Source organism: Actinomadura sp. NTSP31 (assembly GCF_041951385.1).
Taxonomy (GTDB): domain Bacteria; phylum Actinomycetota; class Actinomycetes; order Streptosporangiales; family Streptosporangiaceae; genus Spirillospora; species Spirillospora napierensis.
The window spans coordinates 83813-101410 of the sequence record NZ_JBGNUT010000022.1 but is presented as its reverse complement, the minus strand read 5'-3'; the positions used below and the strand labels follow the sequence as shown (position 1 = coordinate 101410).

Genomic DNA, 17598 nt, shown 5'->3' with positions numbered 1-17598 from the left:
TGGGGGTCTGGGGGTCCGCCCCCAGAGGCAACACTGCCAGGTGTCCGTGCGGCTACGAGGAGAGACCATGCCCGCAGTCGAGTTCCGCGCGGCGCGCGACTTCCTGCTCGCGCATCGCGACGACTACGCGACCGCGTACGAGAAGTTCCGCTGGCCGGTGCTGACCGGCTTCAACTGGGCGCTCGACTGGTTCGACAAGATCGCCGAGGGGAACGACGCGCCGGCGCTGTGGATCGTCCAGGAGGACGGTTCGGAGGAGCGGTACTCGTTCGCGCAGATGGCGCGGCGGTCGAACCAGGTCGCGACCATGCTGCGGGCGGCCGGGGTGCGGCGCGGCGACCGGATCGTGCTGATGCTCGGCAACCAGGTCGAGCTGTGGGAGACGGTGCTCGCCGCGATGAAGCTCGGCGCGGTGCTGATCCCGTGCACGCCGCTGCTCGGCCCGGCGGATCTCCAGGACCGGCTGACGAGGGGCCGGGCCCGTCATGTGGTGGCGGCCTCTGCCGATGCCGGGAAGTTCGACGGTCTGGAGGGCGGGTTCACGCGGATCGCGGTCGGCGACCCGGTGGACGGGTGGCTGCGGTACGCCGACGCCTACGAGGGCAGTGACGAGTTGTCCCATTACGGGATGACCATGTCGTCGGACACGCTGCTGCTGTACTTCACGTCCGGGACGACGGCGCAGCCGAAGCTGGTCGAGCACACGCACGCGTCCTACCCGGCCGGGCATCTGTCGACGATGTACTGGCTCGGGCTGCGGCCCGGGGACGTCCACCTGAACATCTCGTCGCCGGGATGGGCGAAGCACGCGTGGAGCAACATCTTCGCGCCGTGGAACGCCGAGGCGTGCGTGTTCATCTTCAACTACGCGCGGTTCGACGCCGACAGGCTGCTGGACGCGATGGAGCGGTGCGGCGTGACGAGCTTCTGCGCGCCGCCGACGGTGTGGCGGATGCTGATCCAGTCCGATCTCGGCCGGCTGGCGACGCCGCCGCGCGAGGTCGTCGCGGCGGGCGAGCCGCTGAATCCGGAGGTCATCCAGCGGGTGAAGGACGCGTGGGGCCGGACGATCCGCGACGGGTTCGGGCAGACCGAGACGACCGTGCAGATCGCGAACACGCCGGGCCAGGAGGTCAAGCCGGGCTCGATGGGACGTCCCGTGCCGGGCTACCAGGTGGTGCTGGTCGACCCGCTGACCGGGGAGCAGGGCGACGAGGGCGAGATCTGCCTCGACCTGGAGGACCGCCCGCTCGGGCTGATGACGGGCTACCACGGCGACGAGGCGCGCACCGAGGAGGCGATGGCGGGCGGCGTCTACCACACCGGCGACATCGGCTCCCGCGACGAGGACGGATACATCACCTATGTCGGGCGCGCGGACGACGTGTTCAAGGCGTCCGACTACAAGATCTCGCCGTTCGAGCTGGAGAGCGTGCTGATCGAGCATCCGGCGGTGGCGGAGGCGGCGGTGGTCCCGTCGCCGGACCCGGTGCGGCTCGCGGTGCCGAAGGCGTACGTGACCCTCACCGCGGGCTGGGAGCCGACCGCGGCGACCGCGCAGGCGATCTTCGAGCACAGCCGGGCGCAGCTGTCGCCCTACAAGCGGGTGCGGCTGCTGGAGTTCGGCGAGCTGCCGAAGACGATCTCCGGGAAGATCCGCCGGGTGGAGCTGCGGACCGCGGAGATCGGCAAGCATCCCGGCGCGGACGACCGGCCGCCCGGCGAGTTCCGCGAGGAGGACCACCGATGACCCTCTCGTACGCGTCCGGTGTCTCGGTGACGCCGCTGCTCGGCGACACGATCGGCACCAACCTGGACAGGACGGTCGCCGCGTTCGCCGACCGCGAAGCGCTCGTGGAGAGGGCGACGGGGCGCCGCTGGACCTACGACCAGTTCGCCGCCGACGTCGACGCGGTCGCGCTCGGCCTGCGCGACCTCGGCGTGACGAAGGGCGACCGGGTCGGGATCTGGGCGCCGAACTGCGCGGAGTGGATGCTCGTCCAGTACGCGACGGCGAAGCTCGGCGCGATCCTGGTCAACATCAACCCGGCGTACCGGGTGCACGAGCTGGAGTTCGTGCTGAACCAGGCGGGGATCCGCACGCTCGTCGCGGCGGAGTCGTTCAAGACGTCCGACTACGCGGCGATGATCGAGGAGGTCCGGCCGCGCTGCGCCGCGCTGGCCGACGTGATCCTCATCGGCACGGACGCGTGGGACCGGCTGGTGGAGGCGGGCCGGGCGGGCGACCGGCACCTCCTGCACGGCATCGGCGCGGGCCTCGGCGCGGACGACGCGATCAACATCCAGTACACGTCCGGGACGACCGGGTTCCCGAAGGGCGCGACGCTGTCGCACCACAACATCCTCAACAACGGGTTCTTCGTCGGCGAGCTGTGCGGCTACGACGAGGAGGACCGGATCTGCGTGCCGGTGCCCTTCTACCACTGCTTCGGCATGGTGATGGGGAACCTCGCGGCGACCAGCCACGGCGCGTGCATCGTGATCCCGGCGCCGGCGTTCGACCCGAAGGCGACGCTGGACGCGGTCGCGGCGGAGCGCTGCACGTCGCTGTACGGGGTGCCGACGATGTTCATCGCGGTGCTGAACGAGCCGTCCGCCGACACCCTCGACCTGTCGTGCCTGCGCACCGGGATCATGGCGGGGTCGCCGTGCCCGGTCGAGGTGATGAAGCAGGTCATCGACCGGCTCGGGATGGCGGAGGTCGCGATCTGCTACGGCATGACGGAGACGTCGCCGGTGTCGACGCAGACCCGCGCGGGCGACTCCCTCGACCGCCGCGTCTCCACCGTCGGGACCGTGATGCCGCACCTGGAGATCAAGGTGATCGACCCGGAGACCGGCGTCACCGTCCCGCGCGGCACGCCCGGCGAGTTCTGCACGCGCGGCTACTCGGTGATGCTCGGCTACTGGGAGGAACCCGACAAGACGGCCGAGGCGATCGACGCGGCCCGCTGGATGCACACCGGCGACCTCGCGGTGATGGACGGCGAGGGCTACGTCAACATCACCGGCCGGATCAAGGACATGGTGATCCGGGGCGGCGAGAACGTCTACCCGCGCGAGATCGAGGAGTTCCTCTACACCCATCCCGACATCGTCGACGCGCAGGTCATCGGCGTCCCGGACGAGAAGTACGGCGAGGAGCTGATGGCGTGGGTGCGGCTGCGCCAGGGCGCGCCCGAGCTGACCGCCGAGGCGCTGCGCGGGTTCTGCCGGGGGAGGCTGGCCCACTTCAAGATCCCGCGGTACGTGCACGTCGTGGACGAGTTCCCGATGACGGTCACCGGGAAGATCCGCAAGGTGCAGATGCGCGCCGAGGCGGTGGACATCCTCGGGCTCGGCGACGTGGCCGCCCGGGAGCACGCGTGAGGGTCCGCCGGCGCGATTTCCGCGCGTGACCTTCCGTGATCGGCCGCCTGCGGGCATGCTGTCCACCATGGGCGACGACGCCGGGGCGGTCCGGTCGGCGGTGCTGACGCTGCACCGCACGACCGGCCTGCCCATGGTGTTCGGCGGCGCGCTCAGCGGCCGCGAGCGGCTGCGCATCACCGAGCTCGTCGGCAACACCACCGACTCGCTGAACGGCCTGGTCGTCCGGCACGGCAACGGGCTCGGCGGCAAGGCGATGGCGACGGGCCGGCCGATGTGGGTGAGCAACTACCCGTGCGCGGCGTCGATCAGCCACGACTACGACCGGCCGGTCGGGCGCGAGGGGCTGCTGTCGATCGTCGCGGTGCCGGTCGTGGTGCGGCGGCGCGTCCGCGGCGTGCTGTACGGGGCGCTGCGCGAGCCGCTGGGGCTCGCCGACCGGATCGTCGGCGCGGCGGTGCAGGCGGCCCGCGACCTGGAGCAGGACCTCGCCGTCCGCGACCGGGCCGACGAGGCGCTCGCGCGGACGCCCACCGTCCCGCCGGACGCGGCGGACGCGGCGGCGCGGTGGGAGGAGGTCCGCGCGGTGCACGCCGAGCTGCGGGCGCTGGCCGAGCAGGTGCACGACGCGCCGACCCGCGACCGGCTGCGCGCGATGACGCTGCGGCTCGCCGCCGCCGGCCTCGGCCCGGACGCGCCGCCGGAGCGGGCGGCCGGCCCGCCGCGTCCGGTGCTGACGCCGCGCGAGGTGGACGTGCTGTCCTACGTGGCGATCGGCTGCACGAACGCGGAGGCCGCCGAGCGCCTCGGGCTGCTGCCGGAGACGGTGAAGAGCTACCTGCGGTCGGCGATGCGCAAGCTCGACGCTCACACCCGGTTGGAGGCGGTGACCTCGGCGCGCCGCGCCGGGCTGCTGCCCTGATCGCGGTGCTCCTCGCGGGGCCGCTCGCGGCGGGCGGCGAGCCATCCGGCGAACCCGGCGGCGCAGGCGGCCACCGCGGTGCCCGCGAACGCGACCATCACGACGGTGAAGGCGTGCCGGTGGGTGCCGCCGAGGCCGAGGTAGAGGGTGCCGAAGACGGCGACGCCCGCGACGGCCGACAGCTGCGAGTTGGTGTTGACGACGCCGCTGAGGTCGGGCGCGAACCGGGCCGGGACGTCCGCGCTGGCCCGCCCCAGCTGGGACGCGAAGCCGAGACCGAGGCCGAACCCGCCGAAGCCGAGCAGCACGACGAGGAGCGCCCCGTCGGCGTGCGCGAGCCCGACGGTGAGGTAGGCGGCGGCGAGGATCAGGTAGCCGATGACCGGCGCGTGGTCGGTGAGCCGAGACGGGAGGCGCGGCAGCAGCGGCCCCGCGACACCGAACGCGGCCACCCACGACACGAGCACCAGACCGGAGAACATCGCGCTCTTCCCGAGGCCCTGCTGGAGGTAGAGGGCGAGGACGAACAGCATCGCGAAGTACGTCGCGGTGGCCAGCGCGATCGACCCGAGCGACCACGCGACGACCGGGCGCGCGAGCACGCCCAGGTCGACCAGCGGCGACCCGCCGCGCGCCGCGATGCGCCGCTGCCGCCGCACGAACAGCGCCAGCACCGGTGCGCTCGCGGCCAGGCAGATCCACGTCCACGCCGGCCAGCCGGCCTCGCGTCCGAAGATGAGGGGGACGGTCGCCAGCAGCACGCCCGCCGACAGCAGCGCGACACCGCCGAGGTCGAGCCGGGCCGCGCCCCCGCCCGCGTCGCGGGGCAGCAGCCGGGCGCCCGCCGCGAGCAGCGCGATGCCGACCGGCACGTTGACCAGGAAGACGGGCCGCCAGCCGAGCCCGAACAGGTCGGCGGAGACCATGACGCCGCCGAGCACCTGGCCCGCGACCGCGCCGCCGGACAGCGTCATCACCAGCAGCCCCTGCGCGCGCGCCCGCGCCTTCCCGGTGAAGTGGATCTGGATGCCGGACAGGACCTGCGGCACCATCAGCGCGCCCGCCGCGCCCTGCACGAGCCGCGCCGTGACCAGCGCCCCGGTCACCGGGGCGACCCCGCAGGCCAGCGACGCGGCGGTGAAGGCGGCGAGGCCGAGCAGGAACATCCGCCGGTGCCCGCGCGCGTCGCCGAGCCGGGCGCCCGTCACCAGCAGCACCGCGTAGGTCAGCGTGTACCCGGACACGACGAGCTGGAGCGCGGCCCCGGAGGGGTGCAGCCCGTCCTGGATCGAGGGCCCCGCCACGTTCACGATCGCGGTGTCGACGTTCACCATGAACTGGCCGAGCATCAGCACCGCGAGCATGCCGCGCGGATGCGCGGCGTCGCCTGAGGAGTTCATGCGCGGATAACCCCGCGCGGGCGGGGCCGGTTGCGCACGGGGCGGGCGATCGGCCCGGCGACGGGGTCAGCCTGCGTGGTGCGGCGGTGGACGCGTGCCGTCCAGTGCAGATCGGCCCCCGTGGCGCACTGCCTGGACGTAGCGACATCAACCGCGCACCGGCTGCGCCGGGCCGTGATCGCTCGGCCGTCCCGCCCGCTTGCGCCGGCGGAGACGTCCGGCCCCGATGTGCAGGAAAGACCGTAACACCCCTGCGAACCCGATTGTTCGTGATTGGTCTGACGGCCCGCGTGTTCAGAACCACGTTCGGACGTAGTCGACGACGACGGGACCGTCCGCGCCGGCGTCGTCCACGACCGGGATCAACGTCCATTTGTCGAGCGCGGTGCAGGGGTGGGACAGGCCGAGCCGGACGACGTCGCCGACCTCGACGGACGCGTCGCGCAGGAAGGCGTGCTGGTCGTTGAGCGCGGTGACGCGCGCGCCGTCGACCGGTCCGGCGCCCTTGCCCCGGACGAGCTGCGGCTCGGGCAGGCCGGCGTCGAAGGAGACGTCGCGGCGCCCCACGTCCAGCAGCGCGAGCGCGGGCTCCGGCACGGACACGACGCGGCCCCACGCGTGCATGGCCGCCCGGAAGCGCTCGCCGCCCGCTCCCGCGCCGCGGCCGAACGGCGATATCTCCCGGTAGAAGCCGTCATCGTGGACGAGGTACGAGCCCGACCGCAGCACCACCTGCGCGTCGAGCCCGCCGAGCACCTCCGCGACCTGGTCGAAGTAGGCGCTGCCGCCCGCCGTGACGACCGGTTCGTCCGTCTCGTACTCCAGCCCCTCGTACAGGTTCGCGAGCCGCCGCAGGTAGGCGTCGACGGACGCGACGCCCTCCTCGGACGCGTCGTGCGCGAGCGCGCCCTCGTAGCCGCCGATCCCGGCCAGCCGCAGCGCCGGGGCGCGGCGGACGGCGTCGGCGACGGCCCGCGCGTCACCGTCGTCGCGGACACCCGTCCGCCCGTTCGGGCCGCCGAGTTCCACGCACACGTCCACGCGCCGCTGGGCGCGCGCGAGGCGCAGCGCCTCGTCCATCAGCTCGACCGACCGCACCGAGTCGGCCCAGCAGACGAACGCGAACTCGGGGTCGCCGTCCAGCTCGCCGCCGAGCCAGGCGAGGCCCGCCGGGTCGAGCGGCGCGCCCGCCATCAGCAGGCGGCGGACGCCGAACGCGCGGGCGACGCGCAGCTGCGGGAACGTCGCGAGCGTGATCCCCCAGGCGCCGGCGTCGAGCTGCTTGCGCCACAGCGCGGGGGCCATGGTCGTCTTACCGTGCGGTGCCAGTTCCATACCGGCCGCGCTCACCCAGTCGGCCATCAACCGGGCGTTGTGGTCGAGCGCGCCGGCGTCGAGCGTGAGCAGCGGCGTGCCGAAGTCGTCCAGCGGCAGCCGCGCGTCCCTCGCCTGCGCCACCGTCATCCCGTGCGCTGACGCCGGGACCGCCTTGAACCGCCAGTCGAGCCGCTCGCCGTCCAGCGCGTCCACGGCCTCCGCGTCGATCCCGGTCACCGCGCCTCCCCTTCGTCGCATCCGTCCCGCACTGCTCCTTCCCTTCAAGGCCGCGGAGCACCCCCGGCCCGCGGGTACGCTGCGCTCCGGCATCGGCCGCCGGGAGGAGGGGACCCGATGAGCCAGAGCCTCGGGCGCGGGCTGAGCATCCTGATCGAACTCGGGGACCGCCCGCACAACCTGGACGAGCTCGCCGCCAAGCTCGGCGTCCACAAGACGACCGTCCTGCGGCTGCTGCGCACCCTGGAGGCCGAACGGTTCGTGCGCCGCGACGAGCACCACCGCTTCCACCTCGCCGGACGGCTCTCCGCGCTCGCCGAGACCCTCGACCGGCGGGACGTCCGCGACGTCGCCGCGCCGCACCTGGCCCGGCTGAGCGAGGCGACCGGACGCACCGCCCACCTCGTCACCGGCCCGCCCGCGCTGCTCGACGCGCTGGACCGCGCCGGCGCGCCCGGCCACTACGCCGCCGCACCGGTCCGCGACGCGTCCGGACGGGTGGTCGCCGCCGTGACCGCCCCGGACCCCGGCGACGGCACCGGCGTCACCGACCTGGGCGACCTGAGCGACCTCGTCGCGACGGCACGCGCCATCTCCGCCGACTGCGGTCACCCGGACCGTCCTGCCTGAGCACGCCCGCCGCCACGAGTTCGAGCGTGATGAGCACCGCGACGACCTCGATGGCCAGCAGCCCGATGAGCACCAGCAACTGCGTCGCGCCCGCCTGGACGGGGTCGGCGCCGCCGAGCAGCACGCCGACGAACGCGCCCGGCAGCGTCACCAGGCCGACCGTGCGGGTCTGGTCGAGGACGGGGAACAGCGCGAGCGCGGCGGCCGGGCGGCACACCTCCATCGCCGCGTCCCGCGGCAGCAGCCCGAGCGCGAGCCCGCCCTCGTACTCGCCGCGCCGCGTGGCCAGCTCGTCCAGCGCGCGCCGCCCGGTGAGCCCGGTCGCCGACATCGCGCCGCCGACGAAGATGCCGGCGATCGGCAGGACCGACACCGTCCGGAACGGGACGAGCCGCGTCGCGAGCAGCAGCGCGAGGACGGGCCCGACGCCGGCGACGATCGGCAGCGCCGTCGTCCACGCGCCCGCGCGCAGCGCGCCGGTGATGCGGCGGCCCGCCGTCACCACCGCGATGACCACCATGCCCGCGACGAACGCGGCGGTGTAGCCGGCGTCGCGCAGCACCGCGGCGATGAGCGCCGACACCGCCGCGAGCTGGACGGCCGCGCGGACCGCGACGACCACCAGGTCGCGGCCGAGCCCCAGCCGGCCGAGCCGCGCGAGCGCCGCCGCGAACACCGCGAGCGCGCCGAGGACGATCGCCAGCAGTGGGCCGACCGCGGGCGCCGCGCTCATCCCCACCCCCCGGTCCAATGATCTTCTGTAACCGCTCTTCCCATTTGAGGCGATTGTGATCCGCAAGCCGCCGCCAGGTCGCGAAATCCCCGATAGCGTGGGACTTGTGGAGGATGAGGAGGCAGGCGGGACGTCCCGCCGCAAAGCGCTCTGGCTGATGGGGGCCGCCGCCGGCCTCGCCGCGTTCGGGGCGGACGAGGCGCGTCCGTCCCATGTGTCGCACGCGGCGGCGAAGCCGTCCGTGCCGACCCCGCGGGCCCGGCCCGTCATCCATCCGAAGCCGGCGCCGTCCCCCACCCCGACGCCGCGCCCGGCGAGCTGGACCCCGGCCCGGCTCACCGCGCTGGAGACCCCCGTCCGGGAGCTGACCCAGCTGTCCCCGGCGCCCCCGCCGAAGACGATCGCGCTCACCATCGACGACGGCCCGCATCCGGAGTACACGCCGAAGGTGCTCGACGTGCTGGCCGAGCACCAGGTCCACGCGACCTTCTTCATGATCGGCGAGCAGGTGAAGGAGTGGCCGAAGCTGGTGCGCCGCGTCGCCGCCGCCGGCCACCAGATCTGCAACCACACCGAGACGCACCCGATCACCATCGCGGGCATGTCCGAGAAGCGGGTGCGCAAGGAGATGCTGCAGGCGCGCGACCGGATCGCCGACACCACCGGCATCGAGCCGCAGTTCTTCCGCTCGCCCGGCGGCGCCTGGTCCAAGACGATCCTGGAGCTCGTCGCCGAGCACAACATGCTGCCGATCGACTGGGCGGTCGACCCGCGCGACTGGTCCCGGCCCGGCGTCGGGCACATCCGCCGGACGCTGCTGCGCGGCAAGGCGGGCAACATCATGCTGTGCCACGACGGCGGCGGCGACCGCTCGGAGACCATCGCGGCGCTGCGCAAGGTCATCCCGAAGATGCAGAAGCGCGGCCTCACGTTCGTGGCGCTCTAGCCCTTCGCCGCCGGGCGCAGGCCCGCGAACAGGTCGTCCTCCGGCAGCGGCGCCTCGACGCGCGTGCGGGCCAGCCGGTAGTCCTCGGTCGGCCACACCTCCCGCTCGACGTCGCGCGGGTGCAGCATGAACCCGGCGTCCGGGTCGATCTGCGTGGCGTGCGCGAGCAGCGCCCGGTCCCGCACGGCGAAGTACTCCGCGCACGGCACCCGCGTCGTGATGTCCAGCGTCGGCGCGGTGTCCGGCCAGTCCGCCAGCAGCGGCCCGATCGCCGACTCCAGCCCGCGCCCGGTGATCCCGTCGTGCAGCGCCTGGAACCACTCCCGCGAGAACGCGCCCTGGTAGTACAGCTTCGCCGCCCGCCACGGGCCGCCCGTCCCCGGGTGGCGTTCCGGGTCGCCGGCCGCGTCGAACGCCTCGACCGTCACCTCGTGCGTCCTGATGTGGTCGGGATGCGGGTAGCCGCCCGTCTCGTCGTAGGTGATGACGACGTGCGGCCGGAACTCGCGGATCAGCGCCACCAGCGGCCGGGCCGCGTCCGCGAGCGGCAGCGACGCGAAGCAGCCCTCGGGCAGCCCCTCGCCTTCGCCCGGAAGGCCCGAGTCGACGAACCCGAGGAACCGCTGCCGGACGCCGAGGATCCGCCGCGCCGCCTCCATCTCCGCCCGCCGGATCGCCGGCAGGTCCGCCCGGACCTCGGGCCGGTCCATCGCCGGGTTCAGCACGTCCCCGCGCTCCCCGCCCGTGCAGGTCGCGACCAGGACGTCCACCCCCTCGGCCGCGTACTTCGCCAGCGTCGCGGCGCCCTTGCTCGACTCGTCGTCCGGATGCGCGTGGACGGTCAGCAGCCGCGGACGCTCTCCATCGGTGACGCGCAGGTTCATGCGTGCTCCTTCCTCGCGGTGCGGGACGGGTAGAAGAGGGCGGGGACGAGGGTCAGCGCGGAGAGCCCGACCGCCCACCAGAACGTCGCGCCGTAGGCGGCGGCCGGTGCGTGGTGGTCGAGCGAGCACTGCAGGACGACGGCGAGGACCGCCGTGCCGAGCGAGCCGCCGACCCGGTTGAGGGTGTTGACGGCACCGGCGGCGCGGGCCGTCTCGTCCGGGCAGACGCTCGCGTAGATGGTCGCCATGCCGGGCGCCATCACGACGCCGAGGCCGGCGCCCCGCACGACCAGCGACAGCGTCAGCAGCCAGCCGGCGGGATGCGCGCCGAGCTGCGTGAACGCGACCGTTCCGGCGAGCGTGAGGGCGATGCCGGTGAGGATGAGCGGGCGCGGCGCCGTCCGGTCGGCCAGCCGCGAGGCGAAGAACGTCGCGATGGCGGTGCCGAGCGCCTGCGGCGCGAGCAGCAGCCCGGCCTCCAGCGCGGACGCGTGCTCGACCTGCTGGTAGTACAGCGGCAGCAGCAGCATCGAGCTGTAGAGCGCGGCGCCCTGGAGGAACGAGTTGGCCGTCGCGACCGCGAAGCCGCGCCGCGCGAACAGCCCCAGGTCGATGAGCGCCGCACCGCGCCGGCGCAGCGCGTGCAGGCCGTAGCCGGCGAGCAGGACGGTCCCGGCGGCGAGCGGGACGGCGGCGCGCGCCGAGCCGAAGCCGCCCGCCTCGCCGACCTCGGAGAACCCGTAGACGGCGGCGGCGAGGCCGGGAGACAGCAGCAGGAGACCGCGCACGTCCAGGCGCCGCGCCGCCCCGCCGGCGCCCCCGAACGCGGGGACGTACCGGGCCGCCAGCAGCAGCGTGACCAGGCCGAGCGGGACGTTCACCAGGAACATCCAGCGCCAGTCGAGCCGCTCGACGATGAGGCCGCCGAGCACCGGCCCGAGGACGGGCGCGAACGTCAGCGGCAGTACGGTGAGGCCGATGACGCGGCCGAGCCGCTTCGGGCCGGCGGCCCGCACGACGATCGACTGGCCGATCGGCTGGATCAGCCCGCCGCCGATCCCCTGCAGCACCCGGAACGCGATCAGGCTCCCGGCCGACCAGGCGAGCCCGCACAGCGCGGACCCGGCGGTGAACAGCGCGACGGACGTCATCCACATCGTCCGGGCGCCGAACCGGTCGCTCGCCCAGCCGGCCAGCGGCATCACCATCGAGATCGCCAGCAGGTACCCGGCCGACACCCACTGGAGGGTCGCGACCGGGCTGTGGAAGTCGCGCGCGACCGCGTCGAGCCCGACGCCCACGATCGTCGTGTCGAGCAGGGCGAGGATCGGCCCGAGGACCAGCACGAACGACGTCTTCAGCAGGGCCGGTTCGAGCCGGTCCGGGGCCGCCGCCGCGGCGGGGGCCGATGCGCGAGAGGGCGCGGTCATGGACACCTCCAAGTAAGTGGAACGAACCGAACTTTAGGCTCAGTAAACATACTTGGTCAAGGCTAAATTTAGGTCCGACCTACGTTCGCTCCGGCGCCGGGGACGGCGCGCCAGTGGCACAAGGTGGTCAAGTGGTGGCGGACCGCCGACCGGAATCCTTATGATCACGGTCAATCGCGTCGATCCAGAGGGGTTCCCGCGTGCACGGCCCTCCGCCGCCTCCGTTCCCTGCGCCCTACGACGGCCCGCCTTACGGGCCCCCGCATCCGGCACCGCCGCCCTACGGGCAGGACGGGCCCGCGAGCGACGCGGCGCCGCGCGGCAGACGGCTGCTGGCGTGGGCGATCGACTCCGGGATCCTGCTGGTCGTGGCGCTGCTGCTCGGCGCCATGACATGGGGGCGGCTGCAGTCCTACGTCGCCGAGGACCTGCCGCACAAGGCGTGGTCGGCCGGCATCGAGCTCCTGCTGTCGGGCGGGAGCGTCCAGAAGGCCGCCGGCGAGTTCGGCGCGGGCGTGTGGGGCACGTTCGTCTCCATCGTCGAGCAGGCCCTGCTGCTGCTCGTGCTGGCGGAGCTGCTCCTGCAGTTCGTCGGGACGGCCTGGCTCGGGCGGACGGCCGGCAAGGCCGCGATGGACCTGCGCGTCGGGCACTGCGCCGTCCCGGCCAAGCCGGGCAAGGGGCGTGCCGCGCGCCGGGCGCTGGTCACGACCGCGTCGGGCACCGGCCTGTACGCACTCGCCTGGGTGCTCCTGCTGGAGGGGCTGTTCTTCCTCGCCGTCCTGCTCTGGCTGCTCGCGATCGCGGTCTTCCTGGCCAACAGCCTGCCCGCCCTCGTCGGCCGGCGGCGCCGCACGCTCGCCGACCTGGCGGGCGGCACGGTGGTCGTGCGGGCGGGCGGTTACCAGCGCGCCGTGGCGGCGGCGCGGCAGGGCGCCGTCCTCGCGTGGGACGGCGCCCAGGCCGCGGGCCAGGTGGTCGGGCAGACGGCCCGCGACAACGCCGCCCGGCTCGCCCAGCACGACCGCGTCCGGCAGGCGATCGAGTCCGAGCAGGCCAGGAGGCTGCAGGAGCTCGGCCGCCAGTCCGCCGGGAAGCTGCGGGAGGCCGCGACGGGCGAGCGCGCCCAGCAGGTGCAGGATGCGGGCAAGCGGCTCGGCGGCCGTTTCAAGGACGCCTACCGGGAGCGCAGGGCGGGGAGAGCCATCGAGCAACCCGAGCGACCGGCCCTGCCGCCGCCGCAGCCCCCGTACGGCCAGCCCGTGCAGTACGAAGCACCGCAGCAGTACCAACCGCAGCAGTACCAGCCACCGCAGCAATACCAGCAGCCGTACGAGCAGCCGCCGCCCGGCTAGGCCGCTAAGGGACGAGAGCCGGGGGCTCGGGGGCCGGGACGGGCGCGGCCTCGCCGTGCGAAACGCGCGGCAGCCAGCCCAGCCAGCGCGGCAGGTACCAGTTCGCGCGGCCGAGCAGCACCATCACCGAGGGCAGCAGGACGATCCGCACGACCGTCGCGTCGATCAGGACCGCCACCGCCAGACCGACGCCCAGCTGCTTGAAGTCCTGCATCGACAGCGTCCCGAAGATCGCGAACGTGGCGATCATGATGACGGCGGCGCCGGTCACGACCCCGGCGGTGGCGCGGACGCCCTCGCCGACCGCGCGGGCGGTGTCCAGGCCCCGGTCGCGGGCCTCCCGGATCCGGGACACCACGAACACGTGGTAGTCCATCGACAGCCCGAACAGCACCACGAACACGAACAGCGGGATCCACGACTCCAGCGCGCCCGCGCCGCGCGTCCCGACCAGCGAGTCGCCCCAGCCGTGCTGGAACACCGCGACCATCACCCCGTACGCGGCGCCGACCGACAGCAGGTTCAGCACGATCGCGGTGAGCGCGATCAGGACCGACCGGAAGAACACCAGCATCAGCAGGAACGTGACGCCCATGACGAACAGGAAGACGGGTGCGATGGCGTGCCTGAGCTGGGCGTTGTAGTCGGTGGACCAGGCGAGCTGCCCGCTCACCGGCGCGTCCGCGACCCGTCCGACGGTCTGCGGGACGATCTTCTCCCGCAGCGTTTCCAGCGCGTGCTTCGAGGCGGCGTCGGAGCCGGTGCCGGCGAGCGGCACCTCGATCTCGGCGACGTTCGCCTTCCGGTGCACGGTCACCTCGATCGGCGCGTTCATCTCCCCGGACGCGAGCGCCCGCCGCTTCAGCTCACCGATCGCCGCCCTGACCTGCGGCGCGTCGATGTCGCGCGCCTTCACCACCACGTTCGCGGGTTCGGGGTTGCCGGGGAACGCCCGGTTCAGCTCGGTGTAGGTCCGCGCGATTCTCTCGCCGGGCGGGATCTGCTGGTCGATGCCGAGCTTCTCGGTCTTCATACCGAGCGCGGGCGCCGCCAGGGCCAGCAGCAGCCCCGCCGACAGCGCGGCCGCGATCCCGGGACGGGCCAGGACGGGCTTGAGCAGCGCCCCCACGACCCCGGCGCGCTCCTTGCGGCGGGCGGCGCGGCGCCGCCGCGGCAGCCGGATCCGCCCGAACTCGACCCGGTCGCCGAGCAGCGACAGCAGCGCGGGCAGCACGGTCACGGAACCGAGCATCGCGATGCAGACGACCAGGATCGTCGCCACCGCGAAGCCCTTGAACAGCAGCAGACCGGACAGGAACATCCCGGACATCGCCACCATGACGGTGATGCCGGAGACCAGCACGGACCGTCCCGAGGTGGCCGCCGCGATCGCCAGCGCGGCCTCCCGGTCCCGGCCCCGGCGCCGCTCCTCGCGCTCGCGCTGCAGGTAGAACAGGCAGTAGTCGACGCCGACGGCGAGGCCCATCAGCAGCATCACCGAGTTCGTCGTGTCGTCCACGTGCACCGCGTGGCTGGCGACGGCCAGCAGCCCGCCCGCCGCGAGGTAGGCGGTGAACGCCAGCACCACCGGCAGGACGGCCGCGAGCAGCGCGCCGAACGCGACGAGCAGGATCCCGATCGCCAGCGGCACGGCCGTCATCTCCGCGCGCTGGAAGTCCTTGCCGAGCGCGTTGTCGAACCAGGCGTCGGCGGTCGCGCCGCCGAACTCCCCGATCCTCACCGACGGGTGGGCGCGCTGCGCCCTCGCTACCGCGTCCTCGATCGCGGGCAGCGGGTCGGGCGCGCCGTCCGGCGCGTCCTTTAGCGTGAACTGGACGATCACGTGCCGCCGGTCCCGCGCCACCACGTCCGGCCTCAGGTCCGTGATCTTCCCGGTGGCCTGGACGTTCGCCCGGACGGCGGCGACGGCCCGGACCGTCTCCGGCGCGCCGGCCGGGCCGGTGAGCAGCACGGTCTCCGAATCCGGGTCGTCGATCCCGGCATCGGCGATGATCTTCTCCGCGTGCGCGGACGGCCCGCTGCCCTGCTCGTGCTCGGCCATCGTGACCTGGCCGGCCGCGCCGCCCAGCACCGAGGCCAGGACCACGAACAGCAGCCAGCCGAGGACGGCCGCCGACCGGTGCCGCGCGCTCCATCCGCCGAGCGCGGCGGCGACGTTCCTTCTCATGGGGTCCCCTGGGGGTCGTCGGTGCGGGGTGACACCAGGAAGCCAACAGCGCCCGCGGCACCGCCGACATGGGCCTGGACGCCGCCTGGGGGTGTTGCTGGGTACACCCCCGCTCGGGGTTGCGGGCACACTGTGCTCGGCGGGCGCCGGCCGGAGACTGGACGCACGACGGCAGGCGACATACGGAGGAACGCGGTGGACGGTCAGCTGGTACAGGAGACCTGGTGGCAGCGGCACACCCGGATGCCCTGGCGCGGGTTCCGGCTCGGGCTGCTCGGCATCCCGGCGGCCTTCGTGGCGCTGTGGTTCGGCACGGCGGTGGCGCTGATCGGCGTGCTGGCCGGCGTGCTGATGCTCCCGTCCGCCGCGCTGCTGATGCGCAACACCGCGAACGTCTACCGCGACCTCATCGGCCGGTGGACGGGCGTAGCGATCGAGCGGCCGTACCTGCCGGCCCCTGCGGGCGAACCCGGTTTCAAGGGCCTGGTGCGCCGGTTCATCGCGAAGGTCTCCGACCCGGCGACCTGGCGCGACTATCTCTTCCTGACCACCGACCCGATCGTCTCGCTCTTCACGGCCGCGCTGCCCGGCTACTGCATCCTGTACGGGGCGTGGGGCTATTTCCTCGCCGCGTACGGCGGCAAGATGCTCGGCCACTACGGCGGCAGCGACTGGTACGCCTACGTCCACGTCACGGCCGGATACGAGCGCGACACCGGACGGATCGTCTCCACGGTCGTCGTCGCCACGCTGTTCCTCGCCTTCGGGTTCCTCACCGGCCCCAGGTTCATGGCCGTGTACGGGCAGTGGGGCCGGCTGCTGCTCGGCCCCACCGAGAAGTCCCGGCTCGCGCTGCGCGTCCGGCACCTCACCGAGACCCGCTCGGACGCGGTCGACGCGTCCGCCGCCGAGCTGCGCCGCATCGAGCGCGACCTGCACGACGGCGCCCAGGCCCGGCTCGTCGCGATGGGCATGAGCCTCGGCGCCATCGAGCACCTGCTCGACAAGGACCCGGAGAAGGCGCGGGCCCTGCTGGCGCAGACCCGCGCGTCGTCCGCCAAGGCGCTGCACGAGCTGCGCGACCTGGTGCGCGGCATCCACCCGCCGGTCCTCGCCGACCGCGGCATCGGCGACGCGGTGAAGGCGCTCGCGCTCGACCACCCGCTGAACGTCGAGGTCACCGCCGACCTGCCGGCCCGTCCCGAGCCGCCGGTCGAGTCCGCCGCCTACTTCGCCGTCTCGGAGATCCTCACCAACGCGGCCAAGCACTCCGGCGCGTCCCGCGTCTGGGTCGACATGGGCCACGAGCACGGCATGCTGCGCATCACCGTCACCGACGACGGGCACGGCGGCGCGACCATCGGCGGCGGCAGCGGGCTGCGCGGGATCGAGCGGCGCATCGGTACATTCGACGGCGTGCTCGCCCTCAACTCCCCGGTGGGCGGCCCGACCATCGTGACCCTGGAGCTGCCGTGCGCGTTGTCCTCGCCGAAGACCTCGCCCTCCTGAGGGAGGGCCTCGTCAGCCTCCTGGAGACGCACGGCTTCGAGATCGCCGACGCCGTCGACAACGGCCCCTCGCTGCTGAAGGCACTGGTCGACCACCGCCCCGACGTGGCGGTGGTCGACGTGCGGCTGCCGCCGTCCTTCACCGACGAGGGCCTGCAGGCCGCGCTGGAGGCGCGCCGCCGGATCCCGGGCCTGCCGGTGCTGGTGTTGTCGCAGTACGTCGAGCAGCTGTACGCCCGCGAACTGCTCGCCGACGGCAGCGGCGGCATCGGCTACCTGCTGAAGGACCGGGTGTTCGACACCGCCCAGTTCGTCGACGCGGTCCGCCGGGTCGCCGCCGGCGGCACCGCGATGGACCCCGAGGTGATCTCCCGGCTGGTCGCCGGCAGCGCCCGCCGCACCCCGCTGAGCCGCCTCACCCCGCGCGAGGGCGAGGTACTGGAGCTGATGGCGCAGGGCTGCTCGAACGCGGCGATCGCGGAACGGCTGGTCGTGACCGAGCGCGCCGTCACCAAGCACACCGCGAACATCTTCGCCAAGCTCGACCTGCCCGTCACCGACGACACCAACCGCCGCGTCCTCGCCGTCCTGGCCTACCTGAACCGCTGACCGGTCCGTCTCCACCCGGGTGATCCGCCCTCTCCGGCGGACTATCCGG

Annotated in this window: 14 protein-coding genes; 8 read left to right on the top strand and 6 right to left on the bottom strand. The window is 73.7% G+C overall.

All coding sequences use genetic code 11. The features are described 5' to 3' along the window. The first annotated feature begins 67 nt into the window (after nt 1–67). The 3 genes from ACA514_RS31855 (at nt 68) to ACA514_RS31845 (ending at nt 4312) form a co-directional block, all read left to right on the top strand. Nucleotides 68–1750 (top strand): AMP-binding protein, encoded by a 1683-nt coding sequence (locus ACA514_RS31855; protein ID WP_375044971.1) that lies wholly within the window; start codon nt 68–70, stop codon nt 1748–1750. Then, nucleotides 1747–3390, top strand: a complete 1644-nt coding sequence (locus ACA514_RS31850) for an AMP-binding protein (RefSeq protein WP_375044970.1) — start codon at nt 1747–1749, stop codon at nt 3388–3390. The genes ACA514_RS31855 and ACA514_RS31850 overlap by 4 nt, the downstream gene beginning before the upstream one ends. Before the next feature lie 67 nt (nt 3391–3457). After that, nucleotides 3458–4312 (top strand): response regulator transcription factor, encoded by an 855-nt coding sequence (locus ACA514_RS31845; protein WP_375044969.1) that lies wholly within the window; start codon nt 3458–3460, stop codon nt 4310–4312. On the opposite strand, the gene ACA514_RS31840 is transcribed toward ACA514_RS31845, so the two are convergent. Both ACA514_RS31840 and ACA514_RS31835 read right to left on the bottom strand, forming a co-directional pair. Then, entirely contained in the window at nt 4258–5712 is a 1455-nt protein-coding gene (locus ACA514_RS31840) for an MFS transporter (RefSeq protein ID WP_375044968.1), read from the bottom strand. The two genes, ACA514_RS31845 and ACA514_RS31840, sit on opposite strands and share 55 nt — an antisense overlap. Before the next feature lie 294 nt (nt 5713–6006). After that, nucleotides 6007–7266 (bottom strand): amino acid deaminase, encoded by a 1260-nt coding sequence (locus tag ACA514_RS31835; RefSeq protein ID WP_375044967.1) that lies wholly within the window; start codon nt 7264–7266, stop codon nt 6007–6009. A gap of 117 nt (nt 7267–7383) precedes the next feature. Between ACA514_RS31835 and ACA514_RS31830 the strand changes: the two genes are divergently transcribed. Beyond that, nucleotides 7384–7896, top strand: a complete 513-nt coding sequence (locus tag ACA514_RS31830; RefSeq protein WP_375044966.1) for a helix-turn-helix domain-containing protein — start codon at nt 7384–7386, stop codon at nt 7894–7896. On the opposite strand, the gene ACA514_RS31825 is transcribed toward ACA514_RS31830, so the two are convergent. Further along, the gene (locus ACA514_RS31825) at nt 7811–8629 is read right to left on the bottom strand and encodes an ABC transporter permease (protein ID WP_375044965.1); all 819 of its coding nucleotides are present in this window, start codon (nt 8627–8629) and stop codon (nt 7811–7813) included. The genes ACA514_RS31830 and ACA514_RS31825 overlap by 86 nt on opposite strands. Before the next feature lie 106 nt (nt 8630–8735). On the opposite strand from ACA514_RS31825, the gene ACA514_RS31820 reads away from it, so the two are divergent. After that, the gene (locus ACA514_RS31820; protein WP_375044964.1) at nt 8736–9575 is read left to right on the top strand and encodes a polysaccharide deacetylase family protein; all 840 of its coding nucleotides are present in this window, start codon (nt 8736–8738) and stop codon (nt 9573–9575) included. Here the strand turns inward: ACA514_RS31820 and mca are convergent. Then, complete coding sequence (gene mca / locus ACA514_RS31815; RefSeq protein ID WP_375044963.1) at nt 9572–10459, bottom strand: mycothiol conjugate amidase Mca; 888 nt, start codon at nt 10457–10459, stop codon at nt 9572–9574. The two genes, ACA514_RS31820 and mca, sit on opposite strands and share 4 nt — an antisense overlap. After that, nucleotides 10456–11889: an MDR family MFS transporter gene (locus ACA514_RS31810; protein ID WP_375044962.1), complete on the bottom strand. Its 1434-nt coding sequence runs from the start codon at nt 11887–11889 to the stop codon at nt 10456–10458. Before ACA514_RS31810 ends, mca begins: the two co-directional genes overlap by 4 nt. Before the next feature lie 200 nt (nt 11890–12089). On the opposite strand from ACA514_RS31810, the gene ACA514_RS31805 reads away from it, so the two are divergent. Then, nucleotides 12090–13244: an RDD family protein gene (locus ACA514_RS31805; RefSeq protein ID WP_375044961.1), complete on the top strand. Its 1155-nt coding sequence runs from the start codon at nt 12090–12092 to the stop codon at nt 13242–13244. A gap of 4 nt (nt 13245–13248) precedes the next feature. Here ACA514_RS31805 and ACA514_RS31800 read toward each other — a convergent pair whose 3' ends face one another. Next, nucleotides 13249–15432, bottom strand: coding sequence for an MMPL family transporter (locus tag ACA514_RS31800; protein ID WP_375044960.1), 2184 nt, complete (start codon nt 15430–15432; stop codon nt 13249–13251). Between the two features lie 195 nt (nt 15433–15627). Between ACA514_RS31800 and ACA514_RS31795 the strand changes: the two genes are divergently transcribed. Both ACA514_RS31795 and ACA514_RS31790 read left to right on the top strand, forming a co-directional pair. After that, nucleotides 15628–16941 carry a sensor histidine kinase gene (locus ACA514_RS31795; RefSeq protein ID WP_375044959.1) on the top strand — a complete coding sequence of 438 codons (1314 nt, stop codon included), beginning with the start codon at nt 15628–15630 and terminating at the stop codon, nt 16939–16941. Next, nucleotides 16905–17549, top strand: coding sequence for a LuxR C-terminal-related transcriptional regulator (locus ACA514_RS31790; protein WP_375044958.1), 645 nt, complete (start codon nt 16905–16907; stop codon nt 17547–17549). The genes ACA514_RS31795 and ACA514_RS31790 overlap by 37 nt, the downstream gene beginning before the upstream one ends. Nucleotides 17550–17598: the final 49 nt, after the last annotated feature.

Coding starts and splice junctions, on each gene's coding strand:
- ACA514_RS31855 (WP_375044971.1), top strand. CDS start 68: ATGCCCGCAGTCGAGTTCCGCGCGGCGCGCGACTTCCTGCTCGCGCAT.
- ACA514_RS31850 (WP_375044970.1), top strand. CDS start 1,747: ATGACCCTCTCGTACGCGTCCGGTGTCTCGGTGACGCCGCTGCTCGGC.
- ACA514_RS31845 (WP_375044969.1), top strand. CDS start 3,458: ATGGGCGACGACGCCGGGGCGGTCCGGTCGGCGGTGCTGACGCTGCAC.
- ACA514_RS31840 (WP_375044968.1), bottom strand. CDS start 5,712: ATGAACTCCTCAGGCGACGCCGCGCATCCGCGCGGCATGCTCGCGGTG.
- ACA514_RS31830 (WP_375044966.1), top strand. CDS start 7,384: ATGAGCCAGAGCCTCGGGCGCGGGCTGAGCATCCTGATCGAACTCGGG.
- ACA514_RS31825 (WP_375044965.1), bottom strand. CDS start 8,629: ATGAGCGCGGCGCCCGCGGTCGGCCCACTGCTGGCGATCGTCCTCGGC.
- mca (WP_375044963.1), bottom strand. CDS start 10,459: ATGAACCTGCGCGTCACCGATGGAGAGCGTCCGCGGCTGCTGACCGTC.
- ACA514_RS31810 (WP_375044962.1), bottom strand. CDS start 11,889: ATGACCGCGCCCTCTCGCGCATCGGCCCCCGCCGCGGCGGCGGCCCCG.
- ACA514_RS31800 (WP_375044960.1), bottom strand. CDS start 15,432: ATGAGAAGGAACGTCGCCGCCGCGCTCGGCGGATGGAGCGCGCGGCAC.